The organism is Corallococcus silvisoli (genome assembly GCF_009909145.1).
Taxonomy (GTDB): domain Bacteria; phylum Myxococcota; class Myxococcia; order Myxococcales; family Myxococcaceae; genus Corallococcus; species Corallococcus silvisoli.
The window spans coordinates 12,600-27,738 of record NZ_JAAAPJ010000009.1 but is presented as its reverse complement, the minus strand read 5'-3'; the positions used below and the strand labels follow the sequence as shown (position 1 = coordinate 27,738).

Here is a 15,139-nt window from a genome sequence, read left to right as displayed (position 1 = left end):
GCAAGCCCCACCCGCGGGGACGGACTACTCGCCGGTGGCGACGCGGCGCACGGGGCGCTCCTGGAGCCGCCCCACCACCTTCAGGTCATCGAAGGTGCACTTCAGGTTGCGGCATCCCAGGGCCAGCTTTCCCACCCGGCCCTCGAAGCCCGGCAGCACCTTGCTGGCGAAGAGCTTCTTGTTGAGGAAGGCGTCCACCCGCACGCCGCTCTTCTGCTTCTTCAGCTGGAGGCGCACCAGGAACGGGCCCTGACGGGGCACCGGCATCTCGTCCTGGACCAGGTTCTTGGTGTCCTCCGCGCTGTTGCCAACAATCTCCCGCCCGTCGTCCGGCGAGAAGTAGCGCCACGACAGGCGCATGCCCGCGTCCGGGATGGCGAAGACGGACACCTGCACGTCGCGGATGCGGAACGCCAGCTCCCCGAAGTGCTGCCCGTCCTCTTCCACCGACCACTCGCGGCCCAGCGGCCTCACGTCCATCAGCACCTCGGCCGTGAAATCGTCGCTGCTGAAATAGCGGTGGGCCAGGTACGCGCGCGGCACCAGCTTGCCGTCCGCCTCCATCCCGGCCTGGATCACCTGCAGCTCCTGGTTCTTCATCTCCCAGGAGCCGCTGTGGACGTTGAACTCCTCCTCGCCCGGCTCGAAGCCCACTTCCAGGGTGGAGGTGTCCGAGCCCGGCGCGGGCGGGGTGAGCTTCAAGCCGGCGAACACCTCCCCTTCCGTGTTGGGCGGGAAGTGCTGCGCGGTCTGCACCGGCTTCTGGCGGCCCAGGCCGTACTCCTCGTCACCCAGGCGCAGGCTCACCGGGCCCACGAAGGCGCGCACCGCGAAGCCCAGCAGCGCCAGGCCGCCCACCACGGACAGGCCGGTGCGCACCCGGCCCCAGCCCGCGTGGAACTTCTCCAGCATCACCGCTTCGGGCCGCGACGCGAGCCTCCTGGCGTCCGCGTGCGAAGGCTGCGCGCGCGCCAGCTCCGACGCCGGCGCCACGTGCGGCGACGACGTGGTGGAGACCAACACTTCCAGCGCCTCGCACACCTCCGTGGCGGTGGCGTAGCGGGACTCGCGGTCCGTCTCCAGCAGGCGCTCCACCACCGGATCCAGGCGCGGATCCAGGCCGCGCACGCGCTGGGACGGCAGCTTGAAGCGGCCCACGGGCAGCTCCCCCGTGAGCGCCTCGTACATCATCACGCCCAGGGAGAAGAGGTCCGCCCGCCCATCCACGTTCTTCGCGTCCCGGCGCTGCTCCGGGGCCATGTAGTTGAGCGTGCCCATGGCCACCGCCGTCGCGGTGAGGTGCTTCTCCGAATCCGGCTCGCGGATCCCCGCGAGGCCGAAGTCCGCCACCTTCGCGTGCAGCCGCCCGTCCAGCAGGATGTTCTCCGGCTTCAGGTCGCGGTGGATGATGTTCTTGGCGTGCGCGCACTCCACGGCGCGCGCCACCTGAAGCAGCACCTTCAGCGCCTGCGGGGGCGCCAGCGGATCACGCCCGCCCAGCGCGTGGCGCAGCGACTGGCCCTCCACGTACTCCATGACGAAGTAGTAGTGCTCGCCCGCCACGCCCCGGTCGATGATCTGCACGATGTTCGGGTGGGACAGGGCCGCCAGCGCCGTGGCCTCCTTGTCGAAGCGCGACACGAACTCCGCGTCCTTCGCCAGCCGGGGCGGCAGCACCTTCACCGCCACCGTGCGGCCCAGGGACTGCTGGCGCGCGAGCCACACCTCGCCCATCCCGCCGCGCCCCAGCACCTCCAGGAGCTCCAGGCCCGGCAGCTGGGGCTTCGCGCCCGACAGCACCGTCTCCGCCGTCTCCACGCGAACGGATGTGTCCACCGGAGCCCGGGGCGCACGCACGCCCGGCGTCGCCGAGCGCACCAGCGTGGCTCCGTCCATCACCGCCTCTGGCTCCGACGAAGGCAGCGCCACCCCCGAGGACTGGGCGCTCACGCCCGCGGCGGCGGGTCCCCCCCCCGCGGCGACGTCGCCCTCCTCCCCCTTCCCCACGCCATCCGGTCGCGGGATGTTCATCTCGGTTCCCCCTGGGACGCTGGAGCCGGCCCTCATCTCCTGTCCCACCGTGTCCTCCCTGTCCGTCCCAACACCGGGAGCGGCGGAAGGTGACATCGATTCTGGCGGATCATCCGCCGTGCGCGGCACGAACGTCACCGCGGCGCCTGCTTCCTCGTCCGCCGGGACGGCCAGGCGGAGGCCCGACACGTCGGCTGGACGGAGGCCCGACACGTCCGCGCGGCGGACCTCGAACCGGATGCCGCAGCGGCACGTGACCTTCTGGCCGCTCACGTACACCCGGGTGTCGTGCACCGTGCCGCAGTTGGGGCACGACTGCGTGGGCATCAAGGACGAGGAGCGCACCGTCAGCGCACCTTGCGGGAGGTGGAGGTGGTCAGCTCCGCGCCGTGCACGCGGAAGGTCTGCACGCCCTTCTCCTTGCCCTTCACCTGGAGCACCGGCAGCTCCTCCACGTCGAAGCCCGGACCGGATTTGCGCACCGTGACCTCCGACGCGAGCACCTCGCCGCTCTTCGCGATGCCGCACAGCCGCGACGCGGTGTTCACGGTGTCGCCAATGGCAGTGAACTCGTGCCGCTCCGCGCTGCCCATGTAGCCCACGACGGCCTGCCCGGTGTTGACGCCAATGCCCACCTCGATGGGCTTCTTGCCGTCCAGCACGCGCTGCCGGTTGAGCTCCGTGACGGCGTCCTGCATCTCCAGCGCCGCCCGCAGCGCGCGGGCCGGATCATCCGGGTGCGACGACGGCGGTCCCCACACCGCCATCACGCAGTCCCCGATGAACTTGTCCAGGTTGCCCTCGTAGCGGAACACCACATCCGCCATGGCGGTGAAGAAGCTGTTGAGCATCGACACCACCTCCTGCGGCGAGTCGCTCTCCGCCAGGGTGGTGAAGCCGCGGATGTCCGCGAACAGGCAGCTCACCTCCGCGAGCCGGCTCTGGCGCAGGTCCTCCGTGCCGCCGTTGATCACCGCGTCCGCCACCGCCTTGGACAGGAAGCGCGACAGCTCCGCGCGCGTCACCGCCTCGTTGCGGATCTGCTCCGCCAGGGCCGCGTTCTCCAGCGCGATGCCCGCCTGCGCGGCGATGCCGGACAGGATGGTCAGGTCCTTCTCCGAGAAGGCGTTGATCTGCTGCCGGCTGTCCAGGAAGAGCACCGCCTGGATGTCGCCGTTCACCATCAGCGGCACCGCCATGGCGGAGCGGATGCCCTGCGCCACGATGCTCTCCGCCGCGGAGAAGCGCTCGTCGATGATGGCGTCCGCCGTGAGCACCGCCTTGCCCGTCTCCACCACGCGCTTGAGCACGGTGTCCGACAGCATGACGTTCACCTGCTTGCCCTGCCGGTGGTGCACCGCGGCCGGGATGAACTCCCCCTCCGGCCCCACCTTCAGGATGACGCCGTGGTCGGCCGCCAGCAGCTCGAAGGCCACCTTGAGGATCTGCTCGAACAGGTCGTCCTGGTTGCCCTTGAGGCTCACCTGCCGGTGGAACTCGTGCGCGATGCGCAGCTTCTCGTAGTCCCGGCGCAGCGCCGCCGTGTCCGTCACCTGGTCGGACGGGCGGAAGTTCTGCGGCACCTGGTCCATCTGGGCCAGGAAGGCCGGCATGGAGACGGCGTTCGCCACCACCGTCACGCCCGGCAGCGTGGGGGGATTGGCCCCGCCCGCCGCCGCCTCTCCGCTGTGGAAGACGAGCCGCGAGGAGCCCAGGGCGATCTCATCCCCGTCGCGCAGCCGCATCTCCCCCGTCACCCGGCGGCCGTTGATGAACGTGCCGTTGGACGAGTTGAGGTCGCGCAGGACGAAGTCGCGCCCCACCTTCTCGATGGTCGCGTGCTCCTTGGACACTTCCCGGTCCACCAGCCGCAGCGTGTTGGACGGGTGGCGGCCAAGCGACGTCGTCGCGCCCAGGGGAAACTCCCCCAGCGTCCCGTCCGCGAACCGCCCCGTCAGGTGCGGCCCGCGCGGGTGCGACCCGGACCTGGGCGGGAATGGGGCGGGTGCCTGGTTCACGCGCGAATCCTCACCGGCGCGGACACTACCAGAGCCTTCCGCCCCAAAGGAACGCTCGCGTCGGCCCCTGGGAGGACGCCCGGCGTCGCCCTGCACGGCCGGTCAGTCCCCGCCTCGGCGTCGCCACCCCCACCTCTCATGGAGACGGCGGGGCCACCAGCCCCGGGGCGCCGGGCGCCGGGACGGCGGAGGACCGGCGCTCGGGCGAGCGGAAGGCCAGACCGATGGACGGCAGGAAGGTCAGCCCGCCCAGGTCCCGCCGGGCGCCGAAGACGTTCGGCTTGCAGAAGACGTACCCCCCCGTCAGCTCGGCGTAGAAGTGCACGTAGCGGTACCCCACCGCGAAGCCCACCGTGGAGCCCACGAAGTGGCTGTTCACCTCGGTGGGCAGGCTCACGTCGAAGCCCGTCACCGGCGTGCCCCCCTGGGAGATGTCCACCAGCTGCGGGTCCATCCGGGTGTGGCTGAAGACGTACTTGGGGGCGCCGTAGAGCTTGAACACGTCGCCGTACTCCGCGCTCAGGTACAGCGGCACCTCCACGTCCCAGCGGTCGAAGTCGCCCAGGTGCACCACCTCCAGCACGTCCAGCGCCGCCCCGGAGAACAGGTGCTTGGACACCCCCAGCCCCAGCGCCAGGTCGTAGGAGCGGCGTGAGTCCCCGCCTCCGTGGGCAAGCCGCGCCTTGCCGTCGAAGCGCAGCGAGTTGCCGCTGTAGCGCCCGCCCAGGTCCAGCCCGTCCAGCACGCCCACCCGCACCATCAGCTCCGGGTTGGTGCCCGGAGGCGCCACCACCAGCGCCAGCCCCGCCGTCAGCAGGCGCTGCTGGTCCTCCTCCGTGAGCGTGTAGGGGCGGCCCTCGTCCACCGCCCGCTTCGCCTCCCGCCCCTGGTCGATGCCCACATCCACCACCGTCGCGAGCGTGCCCACCGGGATGAACACCCCCATGCTGCCCGTCACCTGGACCTGCCCGGGCGACAGCGTCTTAGCCGTCTGCATCGTGGACAGCGGGGTCGCACACCCCACGAGGAGGCCCAGCGACAGGAGGGGAAGAGTTCTCATGGGGTTGCAGGTTATGCCCATTTCGGGCGCGAACGCTTCATTCCGCGCGCCCACGCTGCTAAGGGGGCTGTCGTGCGAATCAAGCAAAAACCCGAGGACTTCTCCGTGAAGGAGTCCTACCGCTTCGACGAGGTCGCCAGTGGGCGGCATCGTGTCTACCTCATGGACAAGCAGAAGCTGTCCACCTTCGACGCGGTGAACCGCATCCGCGAAGCGTTCGGCCTCAAGCCGGGCGCCATCAGCTACTGCGGCCTGAAGGACAAGCAGGGCCGCACCGAGCAGATCATCGCCGTGGACGGCGCGGACGTGGACATGCAGGAGGCCGACCTGCGCCTGAAGTTCCTGGGCCGGACGGACAAGCCGCTGTCGGCGCGCAACATCACCTCCAACCGCTTCTCCGTCACCGTGCGCGCCCTGACGCACGACTCGCTGGCGCCGCTCAACCTGGCCGCCGCGGAGGTCAACCGGCTGGGCGTGGTGAACTACTTCGACAGCCAGCGCTTCGGCGCGCTCAAGCACGGCCAGGGCTTCATCGCCAAGGACATCATCCGGGGCGACTTCGAGGCCGCGCTGCACAACTACTTCGCCCGCCCCTCGGATCTGGACCGCACCGAGGACGCCAAGGTGAAGGGCTTCTGGCGCGACAACTGGGGCCGCTGGGACGCGCGCGTGCCCTTCGAGGGCGCGAAGAAGTACCACCGCATCCTGCGCTCCCTGCGCGACAACCCGGGCGACTGGCTCAAGGCGTTCCTGCAGATCGACTCGGACTACCGGGCGATGATCCTCTTCGAGTACCAGAGCTTCCTCTGGAACGAGGGCGTCCGCCGCTACCTCCAGCTGATGCTGCCGCGCGAGCACATGTTCCCCATGCGCTACCAGGCCGGCACGCTGCTGCACTTCCGGGACGCCGCCCCGGACGTGCTCCACACCCTGCGCGAGAAGACCTTCCCGCTCGTCGGGCCGGACTCCACCTTCGAGGACCCCAAGGTGGCGGAGGCCATGACCTGGGTGCTGGGCCGGGAGAAGCTGAAGCTGGCCGACCTGCGCATCAAGGGCGCGGAGCGGATGCTCTACTTCAAGGAGGAGCAGCGCCCGCTGGTGATGTTCCCGCACAAGCTCGTCGTGGGCCGCACGCAGAACGACGACGTGAACCGGGGCGACATCAAGGTCAACGTGGCCTTCACGCTGCCCCCGGGCGCGTACGCCACGCTGGTCATCAAGCGCCTGTTCCACTTCGAGTACACGGAAGACACCAAGGAGGACGTGCGCGCCTCGCAGCGTCCGCGCCTCGTCACCGCCGAGCGCGAGGAGGCTCGGGGGGACACCGCCGCCCGGAGCGCCGCGCGTGAGGCGGAGGGGCCCTCGCGCCACCGCGCCCTGGCGAGCAAGCGCCTGCCCGCCGCCCCGGCCCGCGAGCCGCGTCCTCCCAGCCGCATTGGCCGTCCAGCCCGCCCGGGCCGCGAGGCGTCGCCGGAGGTCCATGAGTCCAAGGAGCCTCGGGAGTCCCGGGTCCGCACCGACCGCGCCGAGCGTCCTGCCCGGGCCGCCGCGCCCGTGGCCACGTTCACGGCCCCCGCCGCGCCGGAGCCGGAGATTCCGCTGGGCTTCCGGGCCAAGCAGAAGCAGCGCAAGCAGGTGAAGGCCGAGAGCCGGGCGGAGAAAGCCGAAAAGCAGCGCCTGGCCGCCGCCAAGTCCGCGAAAAAACAGAAGCGGAAGTGATGAAAGGGTGCGGCGCAATGGCCTTCCGTCACGCCCGTAGTCCAGGGCGTGACCGCTCTTGCCCTCGACTCGCTCCCCGTGGCCATCGGTATGCTGATGGCTGAGGACGCCGCCCCGCTCCCCTGGAAGGCGGACGTGCTGGCCGCCCGCAAGGGGGATCCGTCCGCTTTCGAAGCGCTCGTGCGCAGCGTGCAGCGCCCGGTGTACGGCCTGGCGCTGCGCCTGCTCCAGACGGAGGCGGAGGCGGCGGAGGTCGCGCAGGAGGCCCTCTTGCGCGCGTACCAGAACCTCCACCGCTACGACGAGGCGCGCCCGTTCGATCTCTGGGTGCTCGCCATCACGCGCAACCTCTGTCTGGACCTGCTCCGCCGCCGCACCAAGGTGCGCACCGAAGAGCTGGAGCCCATGAAGGAGGTGCTCCCCAGCCACGAAGCGTCCCAGGAGGAAGGGGCCATCGCGCGCGAGGAGCGGCAGTCGCTGGAGGCCGCCATGGAGACCCTGTCCGTGGACGACCGTGAAGTGCTGGCGCTCTATTACGTCCAGAAGCGCACCACGAAGGAGATCGCGCAGATCATGGGCTGCGCGCCGGGGACCATCATGGCGCGCTTGTTCCGCGCCCGTGAGAAGCTCCGCAAGAAGATGGCGCCCGCCGAGGAGGAGACGCGATGACCCCCACCCCCTGCCCCGACCTGGACGTCCTCTTCGCGGAGCTGGAAGCCGGTGAGGGCCCCGCGCTGGACCACGCCGCGGAGTGCGCCGCGTGCGCCGCGCTGATGGAGGATCACCGACTGCTGGAGCAGGACCTGTTCCGGCTGGCGGATCCGCTGCCGCCCCCTTCGCTCGTCGTCAACGTGATGGCGCGCGTCGCGGAGAGCCCCGTGCCGCAGCGGCGCGAGGTGTGGACGGGCCTGTCCATCCTGCTCACGTCCCTCTTCGCGGGGCTGGGCTTCCTGCTCACCAACGACCGGGCGCTCGGCCGCATGGGCACCGGCTTCGCGTCCACGGTGGGCTACACCCGCGCGTTCGTGGAGGGCCTGTCCAGCGGCGCGCACGCCCTGTGGAGCACCGCGGGGTTGGCGGTGGCCTGCTGCATCGCCCTCGTCGTGTTCTCCTCGCTGTTCGGCTTGAAGCGGCTCGTCGGCTCCCCTCCTCAGTCCCTCTCCGAAGCCTGAGCGTGTCCATGAAGATCCTCCCCCGCCTGCTGCTTCCCACGCTCCTGCTCGGCGCCCCCCTCGCCCTCGCGGAAGCCCCCCCGGCTCCGACCGCCGCCTCCGCCGCCGCTCCCGCCCGCACCATCGACGTGAGCTTCCGTGGCTCCCTGCGTGACGCGCTCAAGTCCATCGCGGAGAAGGGCGGCTTGAACCTCGTCGTCACCGGCGACCTGGACACCCCCGCGGAGGTGCGCCTGCGCGGCATCAGCGCCGAACAGGCCCTGCGCACCGTGGCCCGCGCGTACTCGCTCCGCTTGGAGCAGGACGGCTCCATCTTCACCCTGCGCCCGCTCACGGCCCGGGAGAAGGAGGCGGGCACGGCCACCGTGAGCGCCCCGCCGGCGCCAACGCCCCCGGCGGTGGCCGCCACGCCGCCGCCCCCGGCGCCGGACACGTCCGCCGCGGACGCGGAGTCCGACGAGTCCGAGGACTCCGCCGAGGACCTTGCCCAGGCGCGCGAGGAGGCGAAGCAGGCCGCGAAGGAGGAGGCGGAGGCGGCCAAGCAGCGCATCCGCGAGGAGCTCCGCAACTTCCGCGACAACTACCGGCATAAGCGGAGCAAGCGCGGCGCCAGGGACGTGGTGGCGCGCGGACAGAACCTGGAGGTGAAGCAGGGCGAGTCCGTGGAGAGCGCGGTCGTCTACGGCGGCAACCTCATCGTCCGGGGCACCGTGGAGGGCGACGCGGTCGCCTTCGGCGGCAACCTGGAGATCCACGGCCACGTGGACGGCGACGCCCACTCCTTCGGCGGCAACGTCATCCTGGGGCCGGACGCGGAGGTGGACGGCGACGTGTCCGCCTTCGGCGGTCAGGTGCAGAAGGCGGACGGCGCCAATGTGTCGGGCAGCTTGGAGTCCTTCGGCGGCGCGGGGCTGGGCCGCATGTTGAGCGGAGAGATCAAGCGCGGCCTGCGGGACAGCCGGAGCCACGACGCCCCCGCGCGCGATAGCGACGACGATGACGACCATGACGGCGGAGGCAGCAGCCTGGCCTGGTTCATCCTCGAGTTCGCGCTGCTCTTCGGCCTGGGCTTCCTGGGGCAGATGTTCTTCCCGGCGCGCATGAAGGAGCTGGGCGAGGAGATCCGCGCCCGCCCCAACAAGAACCTCTTCGTGGGGGTGCTCGGCTCGCTGGCGCTCATCCCGCTGACCGTCGTCCTGTGCGTCACCCTCATCGGCATCCCCGTGGCGCTCGCCCTCCTGATCGCCTCCACGCTGGGCACGGCGCTGGGCTACGCGGCCCTCGCAAGCGAGCTGGGAACGCATCTGCCGGTGATGCGCGGCCGGAAGACGCAGGCGCTGGTGCTGGCCCTGGGGTTGGGGATCCTCCTCGTCGTCAGCCACATCCCGGTGGTGGGCATCCTTCTCAACCTTCTCCTCATCCCGCTGGCCTTCGGCGCCGTCATCCGCTCGCGCTTCGGCTACCGCCCCCCGGGCATGCCAGAGCCGCTCTTCCCCCGGCGCGAAGAACCGGTTTGACGCACCCGGCCTCAAGGCCACCCGGAATTGTCACAGCGCAGCATCGTTTCTCTCGAAGCCCCGCTCCCCGCGCACCGGGAGTGGGGCTTTTCCTTCTCCAACAAGTGCCGGGCGCGCGCGCCATCACCTGCGCTGTCAGGTGTAGGGGTTGGCGGCAGGCGTGCGGCCGTGGACAGGCTTTGACCGCTCCCGTCCGGTGCGCCATTTTGCGCGGCACCCATGCGACGCCTCCCAGACGCAACCCCGCGCGGCAGGGCCATCACCGTGGACCTCGAGGGCGAGAGCATCCCCGCCATCGAAGGTGAGCCGGTGGCGTGCTCCCTCATCGCCGCGGGCGAGAACGTCCTCTCCCGCTCCGTGAAGTACCACCGCCCGCGCGGGCCGTACTGCTTCGCCGCGGCCTGCTCGCACTGCCTCATGCGCGTGGACGGGCTTCCCAACGTCTACACCTGCCGCACCCCCGCGAAGGAGGGCATGCGGCTGGAGCGGCAGAACGCGTACCCGTCCGCGAAGGTGGACATCTTCGAGACCATCGACTGGTTCTTCCCCAAGCGCCTGGATCACCACGAGATGTTCGCGGGCGTGCCGGTGGCGGAGGACGTGATGGCGCGCGTGGCCCGGCAGCTGGCGGGCCTGGGCCTGCTTCCGAAGGAGACCGGGCCGGAGCCGCTGCCCTCGCGCACCTACCACACCCCGGTCGCGGTGGTGGGCGGAGGCGCGGCGGGCCTGGAGGCGGCGCGGGTGCTGGCCGGCCAGGGCGTGGCCTTCATGCTCTTCGAGCGCGACCCGGCGCTGGGCGGACGGCTCGTGCACGGCGCGCCGGAGGACGGCGCGCCCTTCGTTCCAGAGGCCACCGCGTTCCCGAAGGGGAGCATCGTGTGCCAGGCCACCGCCATCGGCTTGTATGACGACGAGCATGGCCGCTACCTCGCCGTCGCGTCACAGGAGGCGGGGAACCTGCGGCTCCTGAAGGTCTACGCGAAGCGCTTCCTGCTGACGGTGGGCGGCCATCCCCCCACCCTCCCCTTCGAGAACAACGACCTGCCCGGCGTGTTCGCGGGCCGCGCGGCGAGCCTGCTGCTGCGCCGCCACGACGTGGCCCCGGAGGTCGCGGCGCTGGTGGGCCACGGTCCGGAGCTGCACGCGCTGGCGCACCTGTTCACCCAGCGCGGCGTGGAGATCGCGGCGGTGGTGGACCTGAAGGGCCCGCTGCCCGCGAACGCGCACCCGAAGGCCTGCGTGGGCGACGGGCTCAAGGCCCACGGCCTGCGCGCGGTGACGGCGTTGAGCTTCACGCCGCAGGGGGGCCGCAAGCAGAAGGTGGCGTGCGACGCCCTCGTGGTGTCGGTGCCGGTGACGCCGGGGTTCGAGCTGGCGCGACAGGGCGGCGCGAAGGTGGAGTTCGACGCGAACGCGGGCCACTTCCATGTGGAGGCGGACGCGGACGGACGCACGCAGGCCGGTGACGTGTTCGTCGCGGGCGACGTGGCGAAGCCGGGCTCGGCGAAGGACGCCGCGGCCATGGGCGCGCGGGCGGCCCAGGCGCTGATGGGAGGGCTGTCATGAGCAAGGCGCTCGTCTGTACCTGCGAGGACGTGACCGTCACCGACGTGGAGCACGCCATCGAGCGCGGCTACCACGACGTGGAGTCGGTGAAGCGCTACACGGGCTTCGGCACCGGCATCTGCCAGGGCAAGAGCTGCCACTCCGCGGTGGCCGCGCTGCTCCAGCAGAAGGCCCAGGCGCTGAAGCCGGAGGCGGTGGTGCCCTTCACGCCCCGCCCGCCGCTGTACCCCACGGAGCTGCGCCTGCTGGCGAGCGCCCCCGTGGATGAGTCCGTCCCGCCCATGGGCGGCGTGCCCCAGGAGCTGGAGCACTTCCCGTCCGCGCTGCGCCCGGCGGGGCCGGTGCCCCAGAAGGCGAAGGTGGTCATCATCGGCGGCGGCATCATGGGCCTGTCGCTGGCGTACAACCTGGCCCTGCGCGGCGAGACGGACGTCGTGGTGCTGGAGCGCGGCTACCTGTGCGCCGGCGCGTCCGGCCGCAACGGCGGCGGCGTGCGCATGCAGTGGGGCACGCCCGCGCTCATCGAGCTGGCCAAGCGCTCCATCGACCTGATGAAGGGCTTCGCGCGCGACCTGGGCGTCAACGTGTGGCTGCGCCAGGGCGGCTACCTCTTTCTCGCCAAGCGCAAGGACACCGCGTACCGGCTGGAGCGCAACGCCGTCCTCCACAACAAGTACGGCGTGCCCACGCGCATCATCACCCCGGACGCGGCGCGCGACATCGTCCCGGGCCTGACGCTGAAGGACTGCGTCACCGCGGCCTACAACCCGGAGGACGGCGTCATCTTCCCCTGGGCCTTCCTGTGGGGCTACGCGCAGGGCTGCGTGAAGCGCGGCGTGAAGGTGGAGACGTACACCAACGTCCTCGGCTTCGAGACCAGCAACGGCCAGGTGCGCAAGGTGAAGACGGACCGGGGCGACATCGCCTGCGACACCGTCGTGCTCGCCTCCGGCGCGTGGAGCCCCCAGGTGGCGAAGCTGGCGGACGTGACGCTGCCCAACGAACCGCACCGGCACGAGATCCTCAGCACCGAACCGCTCAAGCCCTTCCTGTCGCCCCTGGTGTCCGTGCTCGACACGGGCCTCTACTTCAGCCAGTCCATGCGCGGAGAGATCGTGGGCGGCATGGGCGACCCGAAGGAACCCTCCGGGCCCAACATGGGCAGCACCCTGCGCTTCGTGGCGCGCTTCGCCCGCGCCCTCACGGAGCAGCTGCCCCACGTGGGCCAGGTGAAGGTGCTGCGCCAGTGGGGCGGCCTCTACGACGTCACCCCGGACAACAACCCCATCCTGGGCCGCACCCCCGGCCTGGACAACCTGCTCCAGCTGTCCGGCTTCGTGGGCCACGGCTTCATGATGGCCCCCGCCGTCGCCGAGCGCATGGCCCAGTGGATGACCTCCGGCGCCTCCGACGACCTCTTCACCCGCTTCAGCCTCCGCCGCTTCGAGGAAGGCACCCTCGAGCGCGAGGACATGATCATCGGCTGAAGCGCCCCACCCGCCCCGCCCTGTCTCCTCTCGCGACAGGGCGGGTGCCGCTTGTCCGCGAAAACTCCACTTCCTTGAAATTCACGCAAACCCCCGGGATGGCTGGGGATTCGCGCGGGGATGTGACGTTTCTTTACAAACGCAACCGGGTTGCGCGGAGCATCCACGCACCACCCGTGCGCTCGCGTGACGGCGGCCCTCCTCTGGGACGGGCCGTGGCACGCGTCGTGCCTTGGCCTCCGCCGCGCAATGCCGCGCGAGGAGGTTTCGGATGGTCGCGAAGAAGCTCGTGGGTGCGATGCTGGTGATGGGCCTGACGGCGTGTGGTTCCATGGAGCCCCTGGACGTGCCGAACGCGGAGCCGAAGGGCCCGCTGGCGTCGCAGGAGTCGACCGTCATCGTCGGGTCGCTGAACTGGGTGAGCGCCACGTCCCTCACGGGCACGCAGCGCGCGAAGTCCCTGCCGGTGGGCTACCTCTCCATCCCCGCGGCGGGCACCCGCTGCACGGCGTGGCTCGTGTCCAACGACGTGGTCATCACCAACAACCACTGCATCGGCAGCAGCGCGGACGCGGTGGGCGCCCGGGTGTCGTTCAACTACGAGGACGGCGTCGCGTCCGCCTCGCGCGTCTGGTACCCGTGCGCCACGTTCATCAAGACGTGGAGCGGCGATGACATGACCGCGCTGCGCTGCTCGGCCGTCGACGGCCAGCTGCCCGGCCAGGTGTACGGCTTCCTCACCGTCTCCAGCACCAACGCGGCGACGAGCAGCACCGTGTACGTCATCAACCAGAACTGCGACTACTACACGGACAGCACCTGCGTGCCGACGAAGAAGTCCTCGCCGGGCAAGGTGCTCAACGGCAACTACAGCACCACGGACATCTCCTACGACGCGGACACGCTGGGCGGCTCGTCCGGCTCGCCCGTCCTCTCCACGTCCACGAACCAGGTGGTGGCGCTGCACCACATTGGCATCGGCGGCAATTCGCAGGGCCGCGGCACGGCCAACACCGGCGTGAAGGCCACGCGCGTGAAGGCCCGCCTCGCGGAGATCGGCCTGTAGGCCGTCCTTCGCCTCACGTCGCCGACGAGGGCTCCCCCCCGGCCAGCAGCACCGGCCGCGGGGGCGCGCCCTTGCCGGGCTCGGAAGGATTCAGCAGCAGCCTGCGCCGCAGGCCGCCCAGGGCCAGCCGCCCCAGGCCGCGCTTGAAGGAGCGCGGCAGCAGGCGCAACAGCCGCATCACCCACCGGTGGCCCAGGCCCGGGTACACCAGCGCCTCGCCCCGCTCGAAGCCCGCCAGGGCCTCGCGGGCGCACTGGTGCAGCGACAACTCGAAGAACGGCGGCAGCTCGCCCTCCAGGTGCGGCCCCAGCGCCAGCGGGCCCGGGGCCACGAAGGTGACGGGGATGCCCGCGTCCTTCAGCTCCAGGCGCAGCGATTCGCTGAAGCCGTCCAGGAAGCGCTGCGTGGCGGCGAACGCCACCGCGCCCGGCAGGAACAGCCGCGCCGCACCCGAGCCGATGGTGAGGATTCCGCCCCGCCCCCGCTCGAGCATGGGGCCCAGCAGGCGGTGCGTGAGCATCGCGGGGGCCAGGACGTTCGCCTGCACCAGCTCCTCGATGCGCTTCCAGCGCTCGTCCACGTACAGCCCGCTGGAGGCGTAGTCCGCGTTGTTGATGAGCACGTCCACGCGGATGAAGTGCTGCTCCAGGTGTTCGAACAGCGCGTCCACGGCGCGCGGATCATCCAGCCGGCAGGCCTGGAGCATCACCCCCAGGGTGGGGTTGCGGGCAAGCAGCTCGTCGCGCAGTGCGCCCAGGTCCTCCACGTCGCGCCCGACGAGCACCAACGTCCGGACGCGGGGAGAGAGCAGCCGGGCAAGCTCGCGGCCGATGCCGCCAGCAGCGCCGATGATGAGCACGGTACCGTTGTCGATGGGAGGGCGCATATGGGGGCAGAACCTCTGACTGCCTGGAAGGTGTCCACGCCCGGGCGACCTTGCGTGCCCGCCCCGTCGCCTGGCCTCCCCTGAGCGCCTGCTTGCCCCCGGGCGGGGCAATCACTACCTGTTCATTGTCGTCGCAGGAGGAGGACACCCATGGCTGGCCCGTCACGCATCCTCGTGCCCGTGGACCTGAAGGACGGGTCCCGTTCCATCGTGGACTACGCGCTCCAACTCGCCCGGCCCTTCGGGGCGACGGTGGACATCATCCACGCGTGGGAGCCGCCGCAGTACGTGGCGCCCGACCTGCTGGTGGCCTCGCCCGGCTGGGACGCGAACGCGCTGGAGTCGATGGCGCGCGACACCGCGGGCAAGGAGCTGGAGGCGCTGCTGCGCGCGGTGGACGGCAGCGCGCCGGTGGCGCTGGCCCACCGGGTGGTGATTGGCGAGGCGGGCAACGTGGTGCTGGAGGAGGCCGAGCGCGGGAAGTACGACCTCATCGTGATGGGTACCCACCAGCGCAAGGGCCTCACCCGCATGCTGCTGGGCAGCGTGGCGCAGAAGGTGGTGGGCCGCGCGGTGTGCCCGGTGCTCACCCTGCACGTCACGCCGCGGTAGCCGGC

General features: G+C 71.0%; 12 protein-coding genes. 8 read left to right on the top strand and 4 right to left on the bottom strand.

Annotated elements, in window-relative coordinates; translation table 11 throughout:
• Window positions 1-24: 24 nt before the first annotated feature.
• The 3 genes from GTY96_RS18910 to GTY96_RS18900 all read right to left on the bottom strand — a co-directional run bounded on the left by GTY96_RS18910 (window position 25) and on the right by GTY96_RS18900 (window position 5,109).
• Window positions 25-2,358 carry a serine/threonine-protein kinase gene (locus GTY96_RS18910; RefSeq protein ID WP_235685730.1) on the bottom strand — a complete coding sequence of 778 codons (2,334 nt, stop codon included), beginning with the start codon at window positions 2,356-2,358 and terminating at the stop codon, window positions 25-27.
• 20 nt (window positions 2,359-2,378) lie between these two features.
• On the bottom strand, window positions 2,379-4,049 hold the full coding sequence (locus GTY96_RS18905) for an adenylate/guanylate cyclase domain-containing protein (protein WP_143904718.1): 1,671 nt from the start codon (window positions 4,047-4,049) through the stop codon (window positions 2,379-2,381).
• A 136-nt stretch (window positions 4,050-4,185) separates the two neighbouring features.
• The gene (locus tag GTY96_RS18900) at window positions 4,186-5,109 is read right to left on the bottom strand and encodes a hypothetical protein (RefSeq protein WP_143904719.1); all 924 of its coding nucleotides are present in this window, start codon (window positions 5,107-5,109) and stop codon (window positions 4,186-4,188) included.
• Between the two features lie 72 nt (window positions 5,110-5,181).
• On the opposite strand from GTY96_RS18900, the gene truD reads away from it, so the two are divergent.
• From truD to GTY96_RS18865, 7 genes are all read left to right on the top strand, one after another.
• Entirely contained in the window at window positions 5,182-6,828 is a 1,647-nt protein-coding gene (gene truD, locus GTY96_RS18895; RefSeq protein ID WP_143904720.1) for a tRNA pseudouridine(13) synthase TruD, read from the top strand.
• A gap of 96 nt (window positions 6,829-6,924) precedes the next feature.
• Entirely contained in the window at window positions 6,925-7,497 is a 573-nt protein-coding gene (locus GTY96_RS18890) for an RNA polymerase sigma factor (protein ID WP_186002015.1), read from the top strand.
• Window positions 7,494-8,000 carry a hypothetical protein gene (locus GTY96_RS18885; RefSeq protein ID WP_143904722.1) on the top strand — a complete coding sequence of 169 codons (507 nt, stop codon included), beginning with the start codon at window positions 7,494-7,496 and terminating at the stop codon, window positions 7,998-8,000. The genes GTY96_RS18890 and GTY96_RS18885 overlap by 4 nt, the downstream gene beginning before the upstream one ends.
• Before the next feature lie 8 nt (window positions 8,001-8,008).
• The gene (locus GTY96_RS18880) at window positions 8,009-9,517 is read left to right on the top strand and encodes a bactofilin family protein (protein ID WP_161665441.1); all 1,509 of its coding nucleotides are present in this window, start codon (window positions 8,009-8,011) and stop codon (window positions 9,515-9,517) included.
• Window positions 9,518-9,736: 219 nt separating this feature from the next.
• Entirely contained in the window at window positions 9,737-11,083 is a 1,347-nt protein-coding gene (locus GTY96_RS18875) for a 2Fe-2S iron-sulfur cluster-binding protein (RefSeq protein ID WP_161665440.1), read from the top strand.
• Complete coding sequence (locus GTY96_RS18870) at window positions 11,080-12,570, top strand: FAD-dependent oxidoreductase (protein WP_161665439.1); 1,491 nt, start codon at window positions 11,080-11,082, stop codon at window positions 12,568-12,570. The genes GTY96_RS18875 and GTY96_RS18870 overlap by 4 nt, the downstream gene beginning before the upstream one ends.
• 271 nt (window positions 12,571-12,841) lie before the next feature.
• The gene (locus tag GTY96_RS18865; protein ID WP_143904726.1) at window positions 12,842-13,636 is read left to right on the top strand and encodes a trypsin-like serine peptidase; all 795 of its coding nucleotides are present in this window, start codon (window positions 12,842-12,844) and stop codon (window positions 13,634-13,636) included.
• A 13-nt stretch (window positions 13,637-13,649) separates the two neighbouring features.
• Here GTY96_RS18865 and GTY96_RS18860 read toward each other — a convergent pair whose 3' ends face one another.
• Window positions 13,650-14,522, bottom strand: coding sequence for an SDR family NAD(P)-dependent oxidoreductase (locus GTY96_RS18860; protein ID WP_143904727.1), 873 nt, complete (start codon window positions 14,520-14,522; stop codon window positions 13,650-13,652).
• 150 nt (window positions 14,523-14,672) lie between these two features.
• Between GTY96_RS18860 and GTY96_RS18855 the strand changes: the two genes are divergently transcribed.
• Complete coding sequence (locus tag GTY96_RS18855) at window positions 14,673-15,134, top strand: universal stress protein (RefSeq protein WP_143904728.1); 462 nt, start codon at window positions 14,673-14,675, stop codon at window positions 15,132-15,134.
• Window positions 15,135-15,139: the final 5 nt, after the last annotated feature.